Origin of the sequence: Cupriavidus sp. DL-D2, from assembly GCF_039710735.1 — a bacterium.
GTDB lineage: Bacteria > Pseudomonadota > Gammaproteobacteria > Burkholderiales > Burkholderiaceae > Cupriavidus.
The window spans coordinates 76658-94423 of the sequence record NZ_JBDKXK010000033.1 but is presented as its reverse complement, the minus strand read 5'-3'; the positions used below and the strand labels follow the sequence as shown (position 1 = coordinate 94423).

Here is a 17766-nt window from a genome sequence, read left to right as displayed (position 1 = left end):
TGGTTGGCCAGCGTTTCCGGCGACCGTCTCCACGACAAGAACCAAAAGACCGACCGTCTCACCATGCTCTCCCGCAACGTTCTTCCCCGCAGCGCGCTGGCTGCCGCCGCGCTCTGCGCCCTGACCACCGGTTGCGCAACCGGCCCCAATGCGAATCCGCAGGACCCGCTCGAACCGATGAACCGGGCGATCTTCACGGTCAATGACAAGGTGGACACCTACGTGGCCCAGCCGCTGGCCAAGGGCTACCAGTACGTCACGCCCTCCCCGGCGCGTGCGGCCGTGACAAACTTCTTCAACAACTTCTCGGACGTGGGCAACTTCGCCAACAACGTGCTGCAGCTCAAGGGCGTGGAAGCGGCCGAGACGATGATGCGCGTGGCGATCAACACGGTGCTGGGCATCGGCGGCCTGATCGACATCGCCACGGCAGCGGGCATTCCGCGCCATTCGCAGGATCTGGGATTGACGCTCGGCTACTGGGGCGTGCCGGCTGGCCCGTACCTGGTGCTGCCGCTGTTCGGGCCGAGCTCGATTCGCGACGGCATCGGGCTGGCGGGGAGCTTCTACCTGGACCCTGCGCACTACTTCGACCCGGCGTGGCGCAACACGATGTTCGGCATCAACGTGATCAATGTCCGCGCCAACATGCTGGGCGCCACCGACCTGCTCTCGCAGGCCGCGCTCGACAAGTACGCCTTCGTGCGCGACGCCTACCGCCAGCGCCGGCAGTACCTGCTGAGCGGCGGCGGGGATGAATTGCCGACGTACGACGATGACGAGGATTCGGCGCCGGCGGGGGATAAGGCGCCTGCTACGCCAGCCACGCCGGCTCCGGCGCCGGGGATGGCGAAGTAGGACTTCTCCCCTGTTGGTTTGCTCCCCTCTCCCTCTGGGAGAGGGGTTGGGGAGAGGGCTGGAGGGTCTGCTTGCCGATGTTGTCGTAATCTGAACGGCCGGCCCTCTCCCCCGCCCCTCTCCCGCTTGCGGGAGAGGGGAGAAAACCAAAAGAGAATTCAAGCGTCTGGAAAACAAAAAAGCGCCCGCGCCGGGGCCCGGCGCGGACGCGAAGACCAGCGGATGCGGTATCCGTGGCTCGACAGATCGTAGGCAATTTTTGAGTGTTGGATTGCCAACAATTGTGTCAGCCCGCGCGGCTGCGTAGCGGCAGCCAGATCGAGAACGTGGCGCCCTCTCCCGCATCGCTTTTCAGCATGACGCGCCCGCCGTGCCGTTCGGCCACGGTTTTCACAAAGACCAGTCCCAGACCGCTGCCCGATGGCGCATCGTTGCCCTGGGCATGCACGCGGCTGAATGGGCGGAACAGGCGCGCCTGCGCCTCAAGCGCGATGCCCGGGCCCTGGTCGATGACATCGATCGCGATATACGGTCCCAGCCTGTACAGGCTCACCTTGACCGGTGCACCGGGTGGGCTGAACTTGATGGCATTGCTGACGAGGTTGGCCACCGCGCGCACCAGCAGCATTGGCGAGACACGCAGCGCGACGCCCTCGGCATCGAGATCCAGTTCGAGTTCGATGCCACGCGTCTTGGCCAGGGCCCACATCTCGTCGGTGGCATCGAGCACGAGCGTGGTCACCTCTACGTCGGCAAAGACCAGGTTCTGCGATTCGGCCTGTGCGAGCCGGATGAAATCATCGGCCAGCGCCAATGTGCGGTGCGCATGCTCGCTGATGCGGCCCAGCAGTTCCGGTTGCGGCAAGGCGCGCTCCGCGCGCGACTGCATGTCGATGAGCGCGAGGATCGATGCCTGCGGCGAGCGCATGTCGTGCGACAAAAAGTGCAGCGTCTGCTCGCGCTGGCGCTCGGCGCGCCGCACGGTGGTGATATCCACCAGGCTGACGATGACGCCAGCCGGGCGCCCTTCCTCGCCGTGCAACGGCGCGCCGTGGAGCAGGTAGCGCCGGTCGTCCTCGGTGGCCAGTTCCACGCCATGCGAGTCGGAGGACGACATCACGGGCGCATCGGCATCCAGCGCGCCGCACAGCGCGTCCCAGTACGCCAGCCCGGGGCCGGGCACCGGGAACAACGTCTCCACCACATCGGGCAGCCCCGGGCGGTCGAGTCCGCCGTAGGCGTCGTCATAGAACCCGTCATCGCCCCCGAATCCGCCCTTCCCGCTCAATGCGCCCAATCCTGCAGGCTGCGGCAGGTCGTTGATGCCCTGCAATACCGCAGGCACCAGCGCCACGGCGCGGCGGTTGGCCACCAGGATGCCGCCGTCGAGATTGCAGATGACCGTGGCCTCGGGCAGGCTCTCCAGTCCATCCGAGAGGAAGCGCCGCATGTCGCGCAGGCGCGCCGTCATGTCGTACACAGCCTGCATGCGGCCATCGAGCGAATGATCGACCCGCGTCGGCGCGGCCAGCAGGCCCGGCTCGCGTCCCAGCCGCACGAGTTCTTCCGAGAGAAAGCGCAGCGCCGCCTCCTGGCGCCGCCAGCTCCATAGCGGATAGACCAGCAGGCAGCCGAAGACGGCGGCAGACGGCGCGAACCACAGGTGCACGCTGCCCACCAGCGTAATGCTGCCGCCGATCAGCGCGGCCACGAGCACGACCACCGCAATCAGCGCGTCGCGCGGCGTGAGCACCCAGGCGGCCAGCGCAGCCAGCAACACTGGCAGCAGCGTGGCGAACCAGCCCGCCAGTTCGGGCACGCGCAGGGTCTGCCACGCGTTGGCCGGGATCTCCATGGCCAGGTGCGGCTGGCTGGCGACGGCGAAATCGAGCAGGGCCAGGTCGGCGCGCTCGAACCAGTTGAAGCGGGCCACCACGGCTGTGACGCATAGCGCGGCCACGAGCAGCAGCACCCATTCCACACGGGTGCGGCGATGAAAGAAGGCGGCGGCGAACCTACCGGCCGCAGGTCTGGACGTCATGATCCACACCCTCCGCCGATGCAATGTCGTCACGCATCCCGAACACGCACTTCACCCTATGCATCGGCCGTGCTCACTGCCTCGAAGCGATAGCCATGCGAGTAGACCGAACTCAGGCGCACGCCATGCTCGGGCCGCAGCGCCAGCTTGATGCGAAGCCGCGAGATATGCGTGTCCAGCGTGCGCGAGCCGGCGTCCATGGCACGGCCCCACACGGCCTGCTCCACCACGTCGCGCGAGAGCAGCCGGCCGATATTGCGGAACAGGAACAGCGCCAGGTCGAACTCGCGTGGCGAGAGTTCCACACCCTGCCCGGCCAGCGCGATGGTGCGACGGCGTGCATCCACCACGTAGCTGCCCTGGCGCATCAGTTCGTCGTCCTGCACCGCATCCGGGTAGGCACGGCGCAGCAGTGCGCGCACGCGGGCCAGGAACTCCGCCGGGCGTAGCGGCTTGCCGAGGTAGTCATCGGCGCCCACGGACAGCCCCGCCACGATATCGCCCTCGTCGATGCGGCTGGTCAGGAACAGGATGGGCGGCAGGCGCCCGGAATGCTGGCGCACCCAGTTGACCAGCTCGTAGCCGCTGATATCCGGCAATTGCCAGTCCATGAGTACCAGGTCGAACGACTGGTCCCGGAGCGCGCGCTGGAACGCAAACCCCGTGTTAAAGCTGGAGCAGGAAAACCCGGCTTCCTCGAGCAACTGGCGGATCTGCGCGGCCTGGGCGGCATCGTCCTCCACTGAGGCAATTCTCATTACTTCCCTCTGATGACTGCGGCCTGGTGTCGGGCTCGGCGGCGTCATGTTACCGGCATGGACCTTGATGCGTCGAGGCTACATTGGGGGGGCACCGCCGGCGCCGTTGTTGTGCGCGTGATGCGAGTGGGCATTATGGCTTGCGGGCGCAATGAAACCGTGCCAGAAAGAATCGCCGCCCGGCACTGGACAGTACGGGGCGGCGCTTTATCCACATGACGAGGATGGCTATTGGCGGCTATCCGCGGCTACTGGAGCATGTACGTTTCGTACTCCAGCCGGTCCAGCTTGCGATCCAGCAGGTACAGAGACAGCGCCACCACCACCAGCAGCGACACCGCGAAGCCATAGCCATACCACGCCGGACCCAGTTCCAGCGTCAGGCGCGTCAGCACGAAGTTCAGCACCACGAAGGTCCCGGTCAGCATCAGCACCTCGCGGCGGCGGTCCAGGTAGAAGTAGATGTTGAGCACGCCCAGCAGCACCACCTGCAGGCTGGCGCCGATCACGTCCACGTAGAGCAGCGGCAGGTACAGCTCCGAGATACCGAGCAGGTTCAGCAACCACCCGCCGATCACGAACAGCAGCAGCGACGCAATGGCCTGCACCTTGACGATCTCGTACAGGCCCAGGCGGATGGTCTGCACCATCGTGTTGCGCATGTCCTCGATGTGCTCCAGCGAGCTGCCGCCGCGCACCGCGTTGTAGAACGCGTCGTAGTACTCCACGAAATCGGTCTCGATGCGCACCAGGAACACGGCCATGCCCGGAATAATCGCCAGATAGGCCAGGAACACCGGGATGTCATAGATGATCGACGCATGCAGCGGCCCGATCACGGCCTGGCCCGTGGACGGCGCGTACCAGAACATGAACTTGTCGACCCAGATACCCAGGTTGTAGAACAGGCCGATGAAGATCAGGCTCGGGTACGAGTAACGCTTCTGGAACACCTCGAACGACATGAACCGATGGCTCGTGTAGTTCCGGTAGATCAGCGTGATCATGCCTACCAGCAGGCACAACTGGCCCGCCACAAAGCCGCCGAGCAGCCCTTCCAGCCCGCGCGAGCGCAGCGCCAGCGCCGCCAGCACCGTGATCGTGTAGCCGATGAAGAAAGTCCAGACGATGGCCTTGTACTGCTTCATGCCCGACAGGAAAATCGCCGCGATCCAGATATTGCTCATGATCACGAAGCCCGCGATCATCAGCAGCCGGTACAGCACGGACTGCTCCGGAAACGCCCAGACCGCGCAGGCCAGCCCGATGGCACCCGCCAACCCCGTAACCAGCAGTGCCACGGCGTGGTAGTTCGACAGCACCAGATCCCCACGGCGCTCGAAGAGGCGGTCCGACGTGAAGCGCGTGAACGACAGTTGCATCGGCCCGGTCAATATCAGGCTGCACGCAATGAGGTAGGTCACCGACACCTGGAACTGCGTGATCAGCGCGCCGGGAATCACCCATCCAATCGACAGCAGGCCGATCAGCAGGATGCCCAGGATCGACAGCACCCAGGGGCCCGAGCTGATCACGCCTGCGTACGCATAGGCGGAGAGCATGCCCGACAGGCTGTCCCGCCGGAGCATCTTGCGAAGTTCGAAACCAATACCGGCCATGTCAGCGTCCTCCCGCCTTGGCGGCATCCGGGGCGCCGCCGCCGTGATGCACCGGGCATCGCGCCGGGCCCGCGCCGCGCTCGCGACGCGTGTTATCCGGCTGCGCCATCAGGTCCGTATAAAGCGTGCGGTAGCTGCCCACCATCTGTTCCTGCGTGTAGTACTTCTCCACGCGCTTGATGCCCGCAGCCTGCGCCGCCTGCCAGCGGTCCGGATGCTGCAGCAGGTTGAGCGCCGCAGCCGCAAGCGCTGCCGGATCGGCAATGCGAACCACGCCACCGGCCGCGCCCAGTTCGGCATCCTCGCCGGGCAGGCCGAAGATCAGTTCGCTGCACGATCCCACGTCGGTGGTCACGCACGGCACACCGGCCGCAAAGCCTTCGAGCACCACCAGCGGCAGTGCCTCGGAAATCGAACTCAGCACGAGCACGCCCACCTTGGGCAGCAGGTCGTCGATCTTCTGGAAGCCCAGGAACTTGACCTTGCTGGCCAGCCCCAGGCTCTCCACCAGGCTGCGGCACTCGCGGGCGTATTCAGGATCCTCGTCCTCCGGGCCGGCAATCCAGCCTTCGGCTTCGGGATACTCGCGCACCACGGTCAGCATGGCGCGCACAAAGGTCTTGATGTCCTTGATCGGCACCACGCGGCCAATCAGGCAGAGCACCGGCGGCACGCCGGGCGCGCGCTTCTCGCGCAGGGCGGCCAGACGCGGCAGGTTGATGCCGTTCGGGATATTGCGCGTGCGCTCGGCCAGCGCGCCGTCCACGATCTGGCGGCGGCGGTTGCCCTCGTACAGCGCCGTAATCTCGTCACCGGCTTCGTAGCAGACGCGGCCCAGCGTTTCGAAGAAGCGCACCCAGAGTTCACGGAAATAGCTGATCTGGGAAATGTCGCGTTCGAAGATGTTGCGGTTGTCGCGAATCCACTGGCTCTGGAACAGGTCGATCTTGCGTTCCTTCGTGTAGATGCCGTGCTCCGACACCAGCAGCGGCCGGCCATTGCGATGGCGCAGCATCGCGCCAAGGAAGCCCGCGTAGCCAGTGGACACCGTGTGATAGACCTTGGCCGGAATCAGGCCATCGGCAATCCGCACCAGTTGCCACAGCGGCTTGTGCATGATGCGGATGGTCCAGAAGTAGTCGGTGAACGACGGGTCCGTGCAGAACTGGCGGTACTGGCCCGTGATGGTGTCCCAGGCGCGCTTGCTGTAGAGGAACGCGTCCTCGGACAGCGCCCCGCCCTCGCGCAGCGCGGGCATCAGTTCGCGGATCAGTTCACCAGCCTCGGCTTCCTTGCCCGGCTCGCGCAGCAATTCGTGCAGGCGGTCCGAGCGGTCGAATGCACCGGCATCGCCCGAGGTGCCATGCACCATCGGCGGCGGCGGGAAGTCGTACAGGAAATGGGTTTCCAGATGCACGACGTTGTCGGGCAGCGTGTAGGCCATGTCGCCATAGTCCTGCCGGCGGCTGCCGATGAAGACGATGCCGAAGCGGATGTCCGGGAATGCGCGGATCATCTGGTTGACCCAGCTCGACACGCCGCCGCTGACGTATGGGAAGGTGCCTTCCAGCAACAACATGACGTCGGCGGACGTCCCCTTGACCAGAATCTCGCTCATGATTGCCAATACCGCAGCAGGGGCCGCACCAGCGGGAGCGGCGAAGGACTGTCGAAAGCCGCCATCAGGCGGCGCACCGCGGCGTAGTCGCGTTCCAGGTAGGCAGCCTCGGCCAGCAGCGGCAGCACGCGCTCGTTGGCAAAGCCCAGCGCTTCGGCGCGGGCCAGGAACTGGCGCGCCTCGCCCGGTGCATTGCGGCTCAGCGCCAGCCGGCCGCGCATGTACCACAGCGCCGCATTGGAATCGTCGATCTCGAGCGCCGCGCTCGCGTAGCGTTCTACCTGGCTGGCCGTGTAGCGGTACACGTCGCCCTGCACCAGGTTCTGGTAGATCAGTTCCCAGTACAGGTCGGCCAGCCGCTTGTTGATCTCGCCGCGTGCCTGCGGCGTATCGGCCGCCTCCAGGCGCGGCAGCTCGGCCAGGATCTGCTGCGTCAACTGCTTCTCGGCGCCATCGAGCATGCCGTAGGCCAGCAGGCGGATGTCGTCGGTGCTGTCGGCCAGCAGTTCGCGCAGCACGGGGCTTGCCGTACGCGTGGGCATCGACTGCATCGCCACCAGCGCGGTCATGCGCTCCGGCAGCGGCGCACGCGTGTTGCCAAGCTGCGCGCGCAGTCGCGCCCCGCCGCCGTGCGTCACGCGCTGGATCAGGTGGGTCACGAACTGCGGCAGCGCCACCGATGCGATGCCGGCGCTGTCACCCTGCGCACGGAACAGCTTCGAGAACAGCAGGCTGCCCAGGCACACCAGCGTGCCGCCCAGCGGCACGAAAAAGCAGAACGCCGCCAGGTACGCGTAGCTCCACACGAACGGCGCGCGGAAGCGGCGCGGCAGCAGGCGCCACAGTGCCAGCCCCAGCAGCGCCGAGGCCAGCAACTGCAATCCCAGGAAGGACAGCAGCAGCGGCAGGCCCGAGCCCCCCTTGAACAGCAGGTACAGCGCGGCGATCTGGACGGTCGTGCCGCCGATGGTCAGCTTGCCCATGTCTCAGTGCTCCCTCAGCCCGGCTGTGCCTGGCCGGCAGCCGGCGCGGCACCGGCTGCGGCTTGCGCACCCGTTGCGGCCGGCGCGATGCCGTCCAGATGGCAGCGATGCAGCAGGCGCACCAGTGCGTCTTCCGCTCCAGCGGCGGGCACCGGCAGCGTGTAGACGCCGATGTGCGCGCTGGCGAAATCCGTACCGAACTGCGCGCGGAGCATGTCCTCGATCCGCACCAGGTAGGCCGATACGGCCTGGCTGTCAGACAGCGGCATCAGCGTCAGCATGGCGCGCTGTTGCGCACCGTGCGCGGGCCAGGCCACGTCCAGCGCCCGGCGGCTGCGCACCACCTGTTCGAACAGCGCGTCGCGCGCCTCGTCCAGGTCGAACACCAGCGCCACCACCGAGCTTTCGATACCGGTCTCGCGGCGCAGGCGCGACAGGCGCGCATAGTCCAGTGCGAACGCATACGGAATGGCCGGGGCCAGTTCCTGAATGCCGTGCGTGGCACGGGCATGGTCCACGCCATCGGCGTAGTAGCCCATCAGCACCATCAGCAGCTGCAGGTTCTCGTACGTCAGCGACAGGAACGGCATGCGCTCCACCACCAGCACGCCGATCAGGCGGTCGGAGCCCGCCAGCACCGGCGCCACGGCCACGTAGCGCGTCTGCGCATCCTGCTGCAGGCCGTTGGATTTCAGGTGGGCCAGTTCATGCGTGTCGAGGCAGTGGCGGACCAACGGATCATCGATATCGAGTCCGAACGCGGGGCCGATGGAGGCCACGGCGTCGGGCAGGATGGATTCGCCATCGCATGCGTACAGCGCGGCGGCTTCCACCTGACACGCCTGCGCCACCACTTGCAGCATCGGCTGGGCACCGGCCAGTCGATCCGTATGTCCGAGGCGGGCCACGTCCTGCATCGCCACGGCGCGCAGTTGCGACAGCGTGTCGCGCAGCGTGGTCGGGCGGGCCAGCAGGTCGTTCTCCAGCCGGGCATGCGAGATGCGCAGCAGGTAGTGGTTCTTGGTCAGTGCGGACAAGCGCTCGTCGAGGTAGCGGTTCACGGCGCGCGCACGCGCCAGGCGCGTGTTCCACACGTCGCCAAACTGCCCGGCCACGAGCACCATCAGCAGGCCGCCCAGGTAGAACAGGCGCGGGAACGCCAGCGTGGCGTATGCCCCGAGGTTGCCGAAGAAGAACCAGCCTCCCAGCAGCATCAGCACCGCGCCCACGCCCACCAGCGTGCCGTAGCGCAGCGCCAGGATCACCGGCAGCAGCCAGGCCCACGGAAAGCCTATGTCCAGCAGCAGCGGATTCTGCGGGAGGATCGCCCAGGCGATGGCCATGGCCACCACCATCACGACGATCATCTCCAGCACGGCTGCCGCCCCGCTCCCCGCGGGCGCCAGCCAGCGCGCATAGCGTCCGCCGAGGCTGATGCCCTGCCCCTTGCGAGCCGTCTGGCGCGTGTTATCGGCGGTGTCTGCCACGCTTGTCACCCGTCCTTTGTCTTGCGATCTCAACCTTGCATCAGCGGCGCCAGCAGGCGACGCAGCAGCTTCTGGGCCACGCCCGACAGCGATTCACGGCTCCAGCCGGCATTGCTGCCCGTGGCCGACCACACCACCTGGCCCGTTGCCACATCGATCAGTTGCAGCGAGATGCCCACGGCCGGCTCGCCATCCACGCCCACCTTGTAGCGCCATTCCTGCACGGCGCCCGTCAGGGCATAGCGTGCGCGCTCGGTGCGTGCCCAGTCCAGTGCCTTGCCCACCGATTCGCGCTCGGCCGGTTCGAACAGCGTTTCCGGGTTCAGCGACGCCGGGTAGCGCTTCAGGTTGGTCACGCCGCCGGTCTTCAGCAGCGATTCGGCGATGGCCTCGGCGCGCAGGCCAGCCTGCGGCGTCTCGGTGTAGTTCACGATCGGCAGCACGGCCACGGTGTCGCCAGCGGCCATCTGCGGCGCACGGCCCACGTCCGTGACAGCGCAACCGGCCAGCCAGAGCGCAGCGCCGGTGGCGGCGCACCAGGCCATCAGGCGGCCCATGCGGTTAGTGGTTTTTTTCATGTCGATTCCCCTCGTTACCTTGAATTTCGTTAAACGTTCAACAATCGATCAGCCAACAATCATCGGTCATCAGTAGAGCCAGCGATAACGCAGGCCAACCTGGGTCAGCGGCGTACCCGTGGTGCGGGCCGCGGTGTCGTGCGAGACAAACAGCGAAAGATGATCGTTGCCGAGCACCGATCCCGCCACACCCAACTGGCCACGGAAGTTGTGACCGGCGCGCGTGTCGTACAGGGCGCCCACTTCCATGAACGGCCGCCACTTGCGCGTGTAGTCGTCGATCAGGTCAGTACCGAAGCCAAACAGCACGCCGGCCTGGGTAAAGCTCTGCGGCATGTAGAACGTCGGGTTCGCCTCGTCATCATCGGGCGGCAGCAACCGCTGCAGCGTCGGCGACAACGTGCCGCCGTTGGTGCTGTAGATGCCACGCGTACCGACGATGCGCACCGTGTAGTCCGGGTATTGTGTGCGGATGCGATAGCCTGCCTCGACGTCGAACACCGTGCCATGACCCAGAGCCGTGCGGTCCTGTCCGTAGAAATGGTTGTACTGCACGCGCCCGCCGATAAACTCCCGCAGGCCCAGCCGCCACGTCGCGCCCAGTTCCGCTACGTCCTTCATGCCACCCACGCGCAGTTGCGAAGACTCGTCGGCCGGCTGGTTGTACCCGATCGTGCCGGTGTACTGGATGCGTCCTTCCTGGTTCCAGTTGCCGGTCAGTCGCGCCGTGGTAAAGCTCTCCAGGCCGTCGCGACGACCCACGCCGAGCAGCCAGTTCTTCTGGCTGTCGCGGTAGTTCAGCAGCAGCTCGGCGCGGCGATCCATGCCTGGCACGCCCACCATCTGCGTGGGATCGAGCGAGCGCTGGTCGCGGAACACGCCGCGCAGGCCCACCGCATAGCCGTCCCACAGGCGTGCGCTGCCGGCCAGACTGTACTCGTAGAACTCCAGCGGCTTCTGGCGCTGGAACGACACGCGCGGCTCGATGGCCTGTGCATTGAACAGCAACGCGTCCTGCAGCGTTTCCTGCAGCGTGTTGTCGGTGCGGGCCAGTTCCTGCGTCTCGAACGCCTGGGTCTGCGCGGCGGACAAGCGGTCCAGCTGGCGGTTGGCCTCGATCTGGCTCGTCACGGGCACACGGCCAGCCTGGCGCTCCATGATGCGGTCCAGCTGGTCCATGTCGTTGCGATCGAGGGCGATCGTGATCTCGGCATAGGCGGGACGCTGCAGCCGGTTGGCGTACTGCCGCGCCAGCCATGCGCGCGCGAGTTCGTTCGATTCCGATGACATCGCCCAGGCCAGCGCGACCTCGCGGCTGGCAGCGGAAATCTGGCTCTGGCGGCGGTCCTGCGCCTCGGCGACTGCGGCAGGAGGCGCCACTTGCACCGGAGGCAGGCCCGGCACGTCGCCCAGTTGCGATGGCGATTTCGCATCGCCGGGCGCGGCGCGGCGCGCGGCCACGTCGGCGCGGTCGCGGCGCAGCATTTCGATCACCAGGCTGCGCGATACATCGCCCGAGGCAAAGATCTGCCCCAGCGCCACCTGCTGGCGGCGCAGGTCGGCGCGCACGGGACCGTCCGCCGTGTCGTCCTCGTCCTCGCGTTCGGCAGCACTGGCCCAGTTTGCACCGCCCTCACCCCATGCGTGGTGCAGGCTGACCCACGCCTGCCGGCGGATGCGCCAGGCCGTGGACGTCTGGCCGATGGCATCGTAAGCGTCGGCAGTCAGACCCAGCCAGAGCGGGTCGGCGTTCTTGCCCTGCTGCATCTTGTTCAGATAGTGCAGCGCGGTACGGCCATCCTGGAATCGCATGGCGCCTGCGGCATACGCGCCCCACAGGTTCGGGTCCTTCTCCGCGCTCGGCTTCAGACGCTGCATCACCGCGCGCACTTCACTGTCGGCGCCGGTGTCGACCAGCGCCCACAGCAGTGCGCCGAACGTTTCGCTATCCGCATCGGGCTGTCCGGCAGCCCGGCGCAGGTCGTCCATGGCGCGGTCGCGATTACCGGTCAGGCGCCAGTATTCCGACCGACGCATCAGGAACAGGGCCGACGATTCGGCTTCGGCTCTCTGTTGAGGCGTGAGGTCGGCCAGCAGCCGGTCGATGCGGCGATAGGCATGGGCGCGCGTGTAGTAATACATCGCGAGCTGGAGGTCGTCGAGCTTGCCGCCCTTGCGCCAGCCGGCTTCCGCGATACGCCCGGCGTCGATCGGCGAGCGGTCGTAGTACTGGACCATGTTCGCGAAGTCCGCTTCCTCGGTATCGCGCACTTCCGCAATACAGTCGTTGCGCGCGGCACCGGGTGGCAGCTGCTGGCAGTGATCGTCATGCTTTGCGGCCATGGCGATCATCATCTGGCGATAGCCGTCCTTGAGCAGGTCTTCGCGTTGCGTCAGGCGGGCGAGCTCGGTGAACGAACGCCAGTACAGCAGATCCTGCGGACCCGCCTGGCTGCGCGCCGGCAGCAGCGCATCCATCGCCTCCTGCAGACGGCCCCGCACGAACAGCATGTTTGCGCGCTTGACCGCGTAGCGGGGCCGGGCGCCGTAGCGCGTCTGCAATTGCCCGTAGATCTCGAAGGCACGGTCGTCCTTGCCCGCGCGCTCGGCCAGCTCGGCGTTGCGCTCCATCACCTGCCGGCCGTTGGGGCCATTGGACAGTCCGTCGAGGAAGGCCATGCCGGCTTCCGGCTCTCCCAGTCGCTCATAGGCCGCCACCACCTCGTCGATGACCTTCAGATTGCCGCCGCCAGCGCGATGGCGCAGTGCAGCCAGATAGGCACGGTCGTCGTTGAGGCCCGGCGCCAGGCGCATGACGTTGTTCCACGCGCGTTCGTCGTTGGTAGCCTGTGCGTACTGGAGCCAGCTTTGCAATGCGATCGTGGGCTGGCGGTTCCACTCCGCCACCTGCGCCAGACGCTCGCGCCAGATCGCATCGCCGGGCAGCTTCTGCACGGCGGTCTGCGCCACGTTCTGCGCCTGATCGAGCTTGCCGGCGGCCAGGAACACGCGATACGCGAGGTCGTAGTCATCCGCGTTGAACGACTTGCCTGCAGCCACGGCTTCGGCCACTTCGGCCTTGGCGGCGGCCTGTGCTTCGGCCTGCGTCGGGTTGCCGGGCGCCGGCTTCGGAATCACGGCCGCTGCGGGCACGCTGGCCTGCACACGGCGCATGCCGAACTCGGCCATCTGTTCGCGGCGGGCCGCGCCGCGCGGGCCGTCCAGGTATTCGTAACGGCGTGCGAGCCACGGTTCGGTGTCGGAAACGCGGCGAATTTCGGCGCGATTTTCCGCAAGCGCCTTGTCCTTGCGCAGTTCGGCCAGTGCGATCCGCGCCGCGCCGGACGGCATCGGCATGGCCGACAGCTTCAGCAACCGTTCGACATACTTCGCCGCCACGTCCGGCTTGTTGGCCGCCAGCGCCAACTTTGTCAGGAAGCGCAGCGTCTCGGGATCGTCGAGCAGGCGACCGCCGTGGCGCTCGGCCTGTATCAGTGCTTCATCCAGGAGGTTGCCGGCCTGCAGCGTCTGCAGCGCCTGCAGGAACATCGTGCGCTGTTCGTAGAGATTCTTCGCGCGCGACTGCGCTTCGAACAATGCCTGCGCGGCATCGCGATAGTTGCCGCCTGCCAGCGCAATGGTGGCCAGTTGCCGGTTGTAGAAGTCGGCGTTGGCTGCGTCACGCTGGGCCAGCGTGCGATACAGCACGTTGGCGGCATTGGCGTCCCCGATCTGGCGCGATTGCGTCGCCAGCGTCTGCAGATCGGCCATGGACCAGCGCTTCATGTAGTCTGGCGTAATGGCCTCCCGGAGCAGATCCTTCATGTGCGTCAGGCGCTCGCCGCGTTCGGCCGAATCCGGCTGTGCAGCATAGGCACGCTGCTGCGTGATCTCGATGCGCGTACGCAGGATCTGGCCGCCCAGGTCCTGGCCCTGCACCGCCAGCATGCGTTCGAGCATCTTCTCTGCATCGTCCAGGCGGCCGCTGCGTGCGTACTGTTCGGCCAGCACGCTCATGAAGTTCGTGTCGTTGGGCGCCACGCGCGACCACGCTTCGAGGTAGGCCACGGTCAGGCCATCGACCGTGCGGCCCTGGCCGAGCAGGCGCTCGCGCAGCGTTTCGCGCGGGAACATCAGCGCCAGGCCCACCCCCACCATCGCGGTAAAGGTCAGGACCAGCGCCGGCGGCAAGAGCCGCTCGCGCTCAGGCGCCGCAGCGGACTTCGACTTGTTGCTGGACATTGATCGGATCATTCACCGCAGGAGTATCGAAACGCAGCGTGTTGTTCTCGCGCACGCCACGGGCTGGCTTGCCATCGATGGTCACGCTGCACTGGCCGGCATTGGCAAGCCGGAAGAACGGCTTGTAATAGCCGGAGAATGCAAAGCGGGTGGTGTTGCCGTCGCGGCGCCAGTTGCGCACCAGGCCGTTGGCTTCGGGCAGTTCCGGCACGGCGCGCGTATCGGTCGGCACGAAGCCGAAGCGTGCGTTGCCGCCATCGAGATGCACGTAGACGCCGCCGCCCGGCGCCGGAGACCAACCCGTCACGCCCGTTGCCGTGGCAACGTCAGGCACGCCGGCACCGGTCCAGCGCAGGTTGCGCAGGTTGCCGTCGCCGCGCACGACCCACGCGCCGCTGGCCGGTGCGCCATTGGCGCCATCGCCCAGTTCGCGCGCCACGGCCATGCTTTGCCAGTCGAGCACCTTGAGCACGTAGTCCGTCGAGTGCATCGGCAACAGGTTCTGCGTCAGCACGTAGTCATACACCTTGCGCAGCGACTTGAGCGAAGCCGCCTTGGTGCCCGCATAGCTGTGGTAGTAGATGTTCACGGCCTTGAAGCGGTAAGGCTTCTCGGTCATCTCCCAGGTTTCGATCACGCGCTCGAAGCCGTAGTACGGGCCACGCCACAGGTTCGTGTAGACGTTCTCGTTCTGATTGGTCGCAAATACCTGGAACGTGTTGTCGGCCTTGTGGATACCTAGCGGCGCGATGGCGGTCCAGGTGGGATTGCTGCGCGTGATCAGCGTATCGCCGCCGTTCATGTTCAGCACGCCCGCAGCATCGGTAAGCTTGATCGCTTCCGGCGGTGCCTGGCAGTCGCCAGGCCAGAGCAGCATCTTCACCGGCTTGTTCGGCGACAGCACGCGGTTGATGTAGTCGATGGAGCCACCAATCTCGCGGTTCAGGTCCATCTTGTAGCCCGGAATCGCGAGGTGGAATTCCTCGTCGCCTTCGGTGACGCGCGCCTCGCTGTTACCGCCGGGTACCGTGCGGCCCCATTCGAACGGATGCGAATACGTGTGGCTCGCTACCTCGACGTACGGCTGCGCGAAGATCTTGCGCGCGATCGGTTCCAGTTCGGCGCTCAGTTTCGGGTACATGCCCGACTTGCCCACTTCGCCCTCGATCACGGACATGGTCATCGGCAGGCGATAGCGGTCGAAGATTTCCCGGAACAGCACCTCGCCGGAGAAGCCGCCACCTGGAATCTCCGCCTTCGAGGCAAAGCCGTCGCCATCGATATGGATCGTCAGCAGGCGGCGCCCGCTCTCGGTGGTGGTGTCGGGCACCGGCATAGGCTGCAGGCGCAATGCCTCGCGCAGGAAATCCAGCGGCTGGACGATCCAGCGGTCCTGGTCACTCGACGAATTCTGGCGGATCGCGTAATTCTGACGCACGGCGTACGGGCCGGTCACATAGCCGCCCCACCTGGTAATGGCCGCGGCGTCGTAGGTCACCGTGCCCGCGCGCAGGCGCAGCAGCGAGCGTGTACCGGGCGCGCCATCCTGTACCTGCACGGCGACGGCATCGGTGGCATCGGGCGCCACGGGTTGCTCGAAGCCCATCATCTTGTCCTGCGACACGATGCGCACCGGGCTCGTCAGTCGTCCCTTGACCGTCTGCAGGCCCATGTTCCGCAACAACGGACTGCTGGCGGGCATGCCGAAACCGTTCATGAACGCCACCGGCACACCCTGCGCGCTGACTTTTTCCAGCCAGGTCTGAAAGCGGCCAGCGTTACGCTGGAAATAACCGTTCGCCCAGACGACCACGCCCGCATAGCGGTCTGCCGTGACGTCCGGCAGCTCATCGCGCGTCTCGGCGAAATCGACGCGATAGCCGAGGTAGTTGAGCGGCATCGAGGCGAAACGCACGCCCTCGCTATTGTCGATACTCACGCCCGGCTGGCTTTCCTGCACCACTAGCACGCGGCGCGGCATGACCTCGATCGCGCCCACACCCATGGTCTGCAGACCCGAATCGGTCACGTACGGCGTAATGCCGAGCGCGCGGATGCGGCGCGCCGTATCGCGCTGGCAGACACGATCGCCCGGCGGGCAATAGTCGATGGAAATCACCGGCAGGCGGTACTGCTCACGGACGATGCGCGCCTGGTTCAGCAGCCAGTCGCGATCCTGCTGGCTCACCTCGGTATAGGCGCCCTGCGACTGGTTCCAGCCCCGGAACAGCGATTCGAACACCACGCCGTAGGCCAGCGTGTTCACCTTCGGCAGGATCTCGAAGCCACGGTTGAACAGCAGCTTGGCCTCCGGATACCGCGCCTTGATGGCCTGGATCACGCGCACCATGCCGGCTTCCTGCGCGGCGCGGGCGTCATCGGTCTTGGCCACGAGGTGATAGGAGTCCAGCGTATCGAGGAAGAAGCCACGGTAGCCGCGATCCCACAGCGGCTTGATGACGCGGTCCACGTAGAAGGCCGGCCAGCCCTCGGCGGACTGGTCCACCACGCGCGCATTCCACGCGTCGTTGCTGCCTGTCAGCCATGCCTTGGGAATATCGTTGAAGTAGCTGCGGTTCGGCAGCACCTCACCCACGCTGATGTAGGCGAACCAGGCCGTGCTGGGTGTCTTTGCCCTGCGCGGATCGAAGCCGCTATCGGGCTCCACCACGGCAATGTCGAATGCCTGAAGCTGGTCCACGGGCGGTTTCGCACCGTAGTGGAATGCCACGCTGGGCGCGGCGGGACCAGGCTGGACGGCGCCCTGTGGCACCTGGGCAAGCGCCTCCGTCGAAGGTGCCAGCGTGCCCAGCGCAACCCCGCCAAGCATCGCCACTACCGCAACGCCGAGCAGCACGTTACGGCAGCCGCGCGCCAACGAGCGCCTCGGCACATCGGAACCAACATTCTGGAAAAGCCCCCGGATAGATCGCTGCAATCGCTTCACTGGCTGTTACCCGCTTCTTCTGTTCTGGATCGGCGCGCGGTTGTTCTTTGCGCGTCCGCTGGCCCCCGTTTGGCCCCGTTTCGGCAAACGGCCCCGCATTATGAATGCCGCACCTCGATTCGAACTAGCGTTTTTACTAGTTGCCGGGCAGGGCGGATGCTAGGCCATCCGTTTCAAAAAGAATGTCAAAAATTGTGCCTAAATGTCGCTGACATACCGGCGTCACAAGCGCAGGCCACCCTGCCGGACCTTGTGGCATCGAACAACTGGCAAACACTGAAGTTGGTGCTGGACGAGCGCAAGACGCCCGGTGGTTCTGGCTAGTTCTGGAATGACATCTGATTCCCCGTTTCTGGCGTTGGGTGCCTGCGCACCCGGTTCCGGCATCTCGGCATTGCTGCTGGCCACCGGATAATGTTTTAACCTGTATTGTCCCGGCATCATACTTTGGTAGCCATAGTCCATATGGAGTAAGCAAGGATGGTGTCCTTTGTGGCAGGCACCCCCTGCCCCTGCCGGCTACCCTCCTCATTCGTACCGACTACCGATACCGCGGATATGCAATGCCCCATGTCATATCACCTGACCATCTAATCTGATGTCAGACAAACCCGGAATTGATGTAGAAAACTCTA

At 66.0% G+C, this 17766-nt stretch carries 10 protein-coding genes; 1 reads left to right on the top strand and 9 read right to left on the bottom strand.

The annotated features are described in order from the left end of the window. Positions 1-63: 63 nt before the first annotated feature. On the top strand, positions 64-858 hold the full coding sequence (locus tag ABDB81_RS18450) for a VacJ family lipoprotein (protein ID WP_137927845.1): 795 nt from the start codon (positions 64-66) through the stop codon (positions 856-858). Between the two features lie 286 nt (positions 859-1144). On the opposite strand, the gene ABDB81_RS18445 is transcribed toward ABDB81_RS18450, so the two are convergent. The 9 genes from ABDB81_RS18445 to ABDB81_RS18405 all read right to left on the bottom strand — a co-directional run bounded on the left by ABDB81_RS18445 (position 1145) and on the right by ABDB81_RS18405 (position 17014). Further along, positions 1145-2899 (bottom strand): HAMP domain-containing sensor histidine kinase, encoded by a 1755-nt coding sequence (locus ABDB81_RS18445; RefSeq protein ID WP_249359693.1) that lies wholly within the window; start codon positions 2897-2899, stop codon positions 1145-1147. Between the two features lie 56 nt (positions 2900-2955). Then, entirely contained in the window at positions 2956-3657 is a 702-nt protein-coding gene (locus tag ABDB81_RS18440; protein WP_160474013.1) for a response regulator transcription factor, read from the bottom strand. A 248-nt stretch (positions 3658-3905) separates the two neighbouring features. Further along, on the bottom strand, positions 3906-5276 hold the full coding sequence (gene pelG / locus ABDB81_RS18435; protein WP_137927847.1) for an exopolysaccharide Pel transporter PelG: 1371 nt from the start codon (positions 5274-5276) through the stop codon (positions 3906-3908). 1 nt (position 5277) lies between these two features. Beyond that, on the bottom strand, positions 5278-6894 hold the full coding sequence (pelF, locus tag ABDB81_RS18430) for a GT4 family glycosyltransferase PelF (RefSeq protein ID WP_137927848.1): 1617 nt from the start codon (positions 6892-6894) through the stop codon (positions 5278-5280). After that, positions 6891-7877 (bottom strand): lipopolysaccharide N-acetylglucosaminyl transferase, encoded by a 987-nt coding sequence (locus ABDB81_RS18425; protein ID WP_160474015.1) that lies wholly within the window; start codon positions 7875-7877, stop codon positions 6891-6893. Before ABDB81_RS18425 ends, pelF begins: the two co-directional genes overlap by 4 nt. 14 nt (positions 7878-7891) lie before the next feature. Continuing rightward, a complete protein-coding gene (locus ABDB81_RS18420) occupies positions 7892-9373 on the bottom strand; it encodes a PelD GGDEF domain-containing protein (RefSeq protein WP_346812747.1) in 1482 nt (493 codons plus the stop codon). Positions 9374-9393: 20 nt separating this feature from the next. Continuing rightward, complete coding sequence (locus tag ABDB81_RS18415; protein WP_137927851.1) at positions 9394-9942, bottom strand: penicillin-binding protein activator LpoB; 549 nt, start codon at positions 9940-9942, stop codon at positions 9394-9396. Positions 9943-10011: 69 nt separating this feature from the next. Then, positions 10012-14184: a tetratricopeptide repeat protein gene (locus tag ABDB81_RS18410; RefSeq protein WP_346812746.1), complete on the bottom strand. Its 4173-nt coding sequence runs from the start codon at positions 14182-14184 to the stop codon at positions 10012-10014. Next, positions 14147-17014 carry a bifunctional glycoside hydrolase 114/ polysaccharide deacetylase family protein gene (locus ABDB81_RS18405; RefSeq protein WP_346812784.1) on the bottom strand — a complete coding sequence of 956 codons (2868 nt, stop codon included), beginning with the start codon at positions 17012-17014 and terminating at the stop codon, positions 14147-14149. The genes ABDB81_RS18410 and ABDB81_RS18405 overlap by 38 nt, the downstream gene beginning before the upstream one ends. Positions 17015-17766 lie beyond the last annotated feature (752 nt).

Excerpts from the sequence above, each read along its gene's own strand:
- ABDB81_RS18450 (WP_137927845.1), top strand. The coding sequence starts at position 64 with ATGCTCTCCCGCAACGTTCTTCCCCGCAGCGCGCTGGCTGCCGCCGCG.
- ABDB81_RS18445 (WP_249359693.1), bottom strand. The coding sequence starts at position 2,899 with ATGACGTCCAGACCTGCGGCCGGTAGGTTCGCCGCCGCCTTCTTTCAT.
- ABDB81_RS18440 (WP_160474013.1), bottom strand. The coding sequence starts at position 3,657 with ATGAGAATTGCCTCAGTGGAGGACGATGCCGCCCAGGCCGCGCAGATC.
- pelG (WP_137927847.1), bottom strand. The coding sequence starts at position 5,276 with ATGGCCGGTATTGGTTTCGAACTTCGCAAGATGCTCCGGCGGGACAGC.
- pelF (WP_137927848.1), bottom strand. The coding sequence starts at position 6,894 with ATGAGCGAGATTCTGGTCAAGGGGACGTCCGCCGACGTCATGTTGTTG.
- ABDB81_RS18425 (WP_160474015.1), bottom strand. The coding sequence starts at position 7,877 with ATGGGCAAGCTGACCATCGGCGGCACGACCGTCCAGATCGCCGCGCTG.
- ABDB81_RS18415 (WP_137927851.1), bottom strand. The coding sequence starts at position 9,942 with ATGAAAAAAACCACTAACCGCATGGGCCGCCTGATGGCCTGGTGCGCC.
- ABDB81_RS18410 (WP_346812746.1), bottom strand. The coding sequence starts at position 14,184 with ATGTCCAGCAACAAGTCGAAGTCCGCTGCGGCGCCTGAGCGCGAGCGG.
- ABDB81_RS18405 (WP_346812784.1), bottom strand. The coding sequence starts at position 17,014 with ATGCTTGGCGGGGTTGCGCTGGGCACGCTGGCACCTTCGACGGAGGCG.